Origin of the sequence: Streptomyces sp. SBT349 (assembly GCF_001083795.1) — a bacterium.
Lineage (GTDB): Bacteria > Actinomycetota > Actinomycetes > Streptomycetales > Streptomycetaceae > Streptomyces.
In genome coordinates this window covers 1-4,738 of the sequence record NZ_LAVK01000471.1, presented here as the reverse complement: position 1 = coordinate 4,738, position 4,738 = coordinate 1, and the positions used below count along the sequence as shown (strand labels likewise).

Annotated in this window: 4 protein-coding genes; 1 reads left to right on the top strand and 3 read right to left on the bottom strand. The window is 77.6% G+C overall.

Going from position 1 to position 4,738, the window contains the following annotated elements; genetic code table 11:
- Positions 1-32: 32 nt before the first annotated feature.
- The 3 genes from ADY01_RS33010 to ADY01_RS33000 form a co-directional block, all read right to left on the bottom strand.
- Positions 33-1,199, bottom strand: a complete 1,167-nt coding sequence (locus tag ADY01_RS33010) for a glycosyltransferase (protein ID WP_049580429.1) — start codon at positions 1,197-1,199, stop codon at positions 33-35.
- The gene (locus ADY01_RS33005; protein WP_049580431.1) at positions 1,196-2,320 is read right to left on the bottom strand and encodes a glycosyltransferase family 4 protein; all 1,125 of its coding nucleotides are present in this window, start codon (positions 2,318-2,320) and stop codon (positions 1,196-1,198) included. Before ADY01_RS33005 ends, ADY01_RS33010 begins: the two co-directional genes overlap by 4 nt.
- A gap of 91 nt (positions 2,321-2,411) precedes the next feature.
- Positions 2,412-3,848 carry a HEAT repeat domain-containing protein gene (locus tag ADY01_RS33000; RefSeq protein WP_049580428.1) on the bottom strand — a complete coding sequence of 479 codons (1,437 nt, stop codon included), beginning with the start codon at positions 3,846-3,848 and terminating at the stop codon, positions 2,412-2,414.
- Positions 3,849-4,077: 229 nt separating this feature from the next.
- Here ADY01_RS33000 and ADY01_RS32995 point away from each other — a divergent pair.
- On the top strand, positions 4,078-4,738 hold a 661-nt coding region (locus ADY01_RS32995; protein ID WP_049580430.1), incomplete at its 3' end, for a PAS domain-containing protein.

Below are 4,738 nucleotides of genomic sequence, written 5' to 3'. Positions count from 1 at the left end.
GCCCGGCCCCGGCGGCGCGGCGGGCGGCCCGTTCACCGCTCGCCGCCGGCGGCCGCCCCGACGCGCGGCGCGTCGAGGGCGGCCAGGAAGGCGTCCACGGCCGCGCTCCACGGGAACTCCTCGGCGCGCGCCCTGGCCGCCGCGCGGCGCTCGGCCTCGGGGCGGGCCAGCAGCCGCCGCACCCCGTCGGCGAACGACCGCCCCGTGCCGTCGGCGCGGGTGCCCGCGGTGCCGAGCAGCGCGGGGACGGCGGACCTGGCGCTGGCCACCACGGGGGTGCCGCAGGCCAGCGCCTCCATGGCGGCGAGCCCGAACGTCTCGGCCGGTCCCGGCGCGAGCACCACGTCGGCGCTGGCCTGGAGGACCGCCACGTCCGCCGGGTCGCCGATGTGGCCGGCGAAGACGACCGGCAGCCGCCGCTCCGCGGCCCGCTCGCGCAGCCGGGCGCCGAGCGGGCCCTCGCCCGCCACCACCAGGACGGCGTCGGTGCCGGCCCGGCGCAGCTCGGCGAGGGCGTCCAGGGCGAGCCCGGGGCGCTTCTCGGGGGAGAGCCGCGAGCACATGGCCAGCAGGACGGGCGAGCCGCCGGCCAGGTCGGCGCGGAGCGCGGGGTCGTGGAGGTCGGGGCGGCAGCGGCGCAGGTCCACGCCGAGCGGCGCGCGCACGACGTTGCGCGCCCCGACGCGCTGGAACTCCCTGGCCGCCCACTCGGTGGTGCACACCACGCGGGTGTAGGCGTGCGCCGTGCGGAGGTTGAGCCGGTCGGCCGCCAGCCGGCACAGGCCCCCGGGCAGGCCCCAGGTCGCCATCACCCCGTCCACGCTCTCGTGCGAGACCATCACGGAGGGGACGCGGTGGCGCCTGGCCCACTGCCCCGTCCAGCGCAGGGTGGTGCGGTCGGAGACCTCGAGCCGGTCGGGCGCGAGCTCCGCGAGCAGCCGCGTCAGCCGCGCCCTGTCGGTCATGACCCGGTAGCCGCCGGTGCCGGGCAGCACCCGGCCGGGCAGGGTGATCACGCGGCCCTGCCCGGTCATGACGTCGCCCGCGCTCCGGCCCGGGACGACGAGCACCGGCTCGTGCCCGGCCTCCAGATAGCCGGTGCCCAGCTCGCGCAGGGCCGTGCGCAGGCCCCCCGAGGCGGGGGCCACGAAGTTGGCGAGGCGGACGATCCGCAGCCCCGCCCCGTTCCGCCCGCTCACCGGAGGGCCACCGTCCGCGCGTCGAGCACCCGGGTGTAGTGGCCGATCAGCTGGTCGCCGATCGCCTCCCAGGAGCGGCCCCGCACGGCGGCGTGACCGGCGGCGGCCAGCCGCGCGCGCCGCTGGGGGTCGTCGCGCAGGGCCGAGACCGCGTCGCGCACGGCGGCGGCGTCGCGGGGCGGGACGAGCAGCCCGGTCACCCCGTGCTCGACGAGGTCGAGCGGGCCGCCGACGGCGGGGGCCGCCACGGCGACGCCGCTGGCCTGGGCCTCCTGCACCGTCTGGCAGAACGTCTCGAACGGGCCCGTGTGCACGAACACGTCCAGCGACGCGTAGACGCGGGCCAGGTCCTCGCCGGTGCGCCGGCCGAGGAACCGCGCCCCGGGCAGCGCCGCGCGCAGCGCGCCCTCGCTCGGCCCGTCGCCGACCACGACGACCCGCACGCCCGGCAGGACGGCGGTCTCGGCCAGCAGCTCCACGTGCTTCTCGGGGGCGAGGCGGCCCACGTACCCGACCAGCAGCTCGCCGCCGGGCGCCAGCTCGCGGCGCAGCGCCGCGTCCCGCGCCGAGGGCCGGAAGTTCGCGGTGTCCACGCCGCGCCCCCACAGCTCGACCCGGGGGATGCCGCGGGCCTCCAGGGCGCGCAGCGAGGCGGAGGAGGGCGCGAGGGTGAGATCGGCCGCGGAGTGCACGGCGCGTATCCGGCGCCAGGCGGCGAGCTCGCCCGCCCCCAGATACGTGCGGGCGTAGCCGGCGAGGTCGGTCTGGTAGACGGCGACGGCGGGGACGCCGAGCCTGACCGCCAGGGAGGCGCCGCGCGCCCCCAGGATGAACGGGCTGGCGAGGTGGATGACGTCGGGGCGGTGAGCGGCCACCGCGGCGGCCAGCCTGCGGCTGGGAAGCGCGACCCTGACCTGGGGATAGCCGGGCAGCGGGAGGGAGGGGACGTGCACGACGGGAGCGGGGCCGTCGTGGCGGGCGCGGACACCGGGCGCGGGAGCGGGGGTGACGACCAGCGGGTGGTCGCCGCGGCGCGTCAGGTGACGGGCGGTCTCCAGGGCACAGCGGGCCACGCCGTTGATGTCGGGGGGATAGGACTCGGTGATGATGGCGACTCGCATCGGGGAGGTGCGCATACGGCAGTTGTCACCGGTGCCGGCGTGCCCCTGCCCACATCCGTATGTCCGTTCGGAAAACGTCCCATGAGCATCATCAGCCGACGGCCCGCGCCGCGAGGCGCCCCCTGACGGCCGTCTGCACCCCGGCCTGCTCCGCCGGGTCGGTGGCCAGGCGCCGCAGCCGTTCCACGACGCGCTGGTCCACGGTGGTCGCGCAGCGGGCCGCGACCTCGCGGGTGTCCTCCTCGCAGTCCCACAGGCACTCGACGGCGAAGCCCGCGGCGAACGAGGGATCGGTGGCGGCGAGCGCGCCGGCGGTGTGGCCGCGCAGGTGGGAGGAGGACGTCTCGCGGTAGATGTGCCGCAGCACGGGCACCGCCGTGGTGACGGCCAGCCGGCCCACGCCCTCGACCAGCGGGCGCAGCTCCCTCGCGTCGGTGCCTCGGGTGCGCACCGCCCGGTAGAGGGCAGCCAGCACCAGGGGCGCGTCCCGCAGCTCGCCGTGGTCCGCGAGCATGACGGCGGCGCACGCGCCGAGGTCGTCGTGGCGCTCGGCCCAGCGCCGCGCGTGGCTGAGCGCGTCCGGTCCCCGCATGCGGGAGAACGCGGTCACCGCGGCGCGGGCGACATCGGGGTCGGCCGACGCGGCGCCGTCCCTGATGAGCGGGAAGACGTCGGGGTCGCCGCGCTCGGCCAGGTGGCGCAGGGCCGCCGCCCCGGGCGCGGGGTGGCCGTCCGCGGCGGTGGCCAGCAGCCTGGTGCGGTCGGACGGGCCCGCCACGGCGCCGAGGCACCGGGCGGCCGACGCCTCGCGCCACTGGCGCGGGGTCCGCTCGTAGCCGTCGCGCGCCCAGTCCAGCACGGAGGCGACGCTCCAGCCCGGCTGGGGGCCCGGCGGGCGCAGCTGCCGCTGCCATCGGTCGAAGTCGCCGTCCTCCAGGGCCCGCTCCAGCCGGGCGCGTTGCCCCGGGCGGGCCGGATCGTCCGCCCACAGGTGCCAGGGGCGTGGCTCGAAGGAGTCCCTGACGGCCGCCGTCAGGGCCGCGCCGCCCTGCTCGTCGCAGGGGAAACGGGCCAGGACGTGGGGGCCGAGGGCGCGCAGGCCCGTGTCGTCGTCGCGGACGGCCAGCTCGTCGAGCGCCCAGCGCCAGTTGGTGCCCGCGATGGCGTAACGGCGCAGCAGCCGCAGCGCCTCGCGGTTGCCGTAGGAGGTCAGGTGGCCCAGCACGGACAGCGCGAGCCCGGTGCGTTCCTCGTCGTCGCGCAGCGCGTCCTCGGGGTCGGCCAGGTGGGCGGCGATGGCGTCGAGGCCGGCGCCCAGCTCGACGTAGAGCCTGGCGTAGTAGAGGGAGCGGTGTTCGAGCTGCCAGTCCTGGCGGGGATCGTGCAGGACGCAGCGGTCCAGCGCGGCGACGGCCTCCGCCCTGGGGGCCGCGAGGGCGTGCAGCCACCCGTCGCCGCGCCCCCGCTGGAGGAGCCCGAGGAGGGTCCCGCTGGGCGCTATGTCTGTTTCGGTCGGACTGGCGAACATATGAGTCAGCATCCGGTGCGTCTGATCCGCTGGCAACGGGATTTCCGTTGGGCGGGCTCCTTGCCGGTCACAGCCGTTCTACACCCTTCTCGCGGGAACCCGCGCCCTCGGGGCGGCTGAATCTCTCACCGGGCGGGGAAGGCTGTGCAACAGTCTGGAGTCGCCCGCGCCGACCGCGCCGACCGCTCCGGCTTGCCAGGGCCAGACCGCGCCGTATCGGGGACCAGCCATGCTCTCCTCCCAGAACCCGGATCACCCCGCGAACGAGGTGCCAGCCGGACCCACGCTCGACGACCTGGTCGAGCGCGCCCGCCGCCTGCGGCAGGACGTGGACACCGCACGCCTCGCCGACACCCCCGGCGGGGCGGAGGGCGGGGCCGCGCCGGGCTCCGCGGCCGGCATACGGCACGCGGGGTGGGCGATGGCCGCGCACCGTCTCGACGAGGCCGCGGACCAGCTCGACCAGCTGCGGGCCGCGACGGCGCCCGACGGGCGCGCGCGCCTCGGCATGCGCGTGGGCAGCGCCGAGTGGGACCTGCTGACCGACGACGTGGTCTGGTCGGAGGAGCTGTTCTCGATCTTCGGCAGGGCCGCGCAGGACGGGCCGCTGAGCCTGGACCAGCTGCCCTCCTGGCTGCCCGCCGAGGACCAGCCCGCGCTGACCGCCGCCGTCACCGGGTGCCTGGTGGACGGGCGGCCCGTGGACTGCGAGTTCCGCATCACGCGCCCGGACGGGTCCGAGCGGACGGTGCAGATGGCGGGCGAGCCGGTCCTCGACGACCACGGCGGCACCGTGGCGATGTGGGCGATGATCCGCGATGTGAGCGAGCTGCGCCGCGGCGAGCTCGCTCACATCGCGGATCATCGCCCACATCGCCACGGTGCCGCCG

Excerpts from the sequence above, each read along its gene's own strand:
- ADY01_RS33005 (WP_049580431.1), bottom strand. The coding sequence starts at position 2,320 with ATGCGAGTCGCCATCATCACCGAGTCCTATCCCCCCGACATCAACGGC.
- ADY01_RS33000 (WP_049580428.1), bottom strand. The coding sequence starts at position 3,848 with ATGTTCGCCAGTCCGACCGAAACAGACATAGCGCCCAGCGGGACCCTC.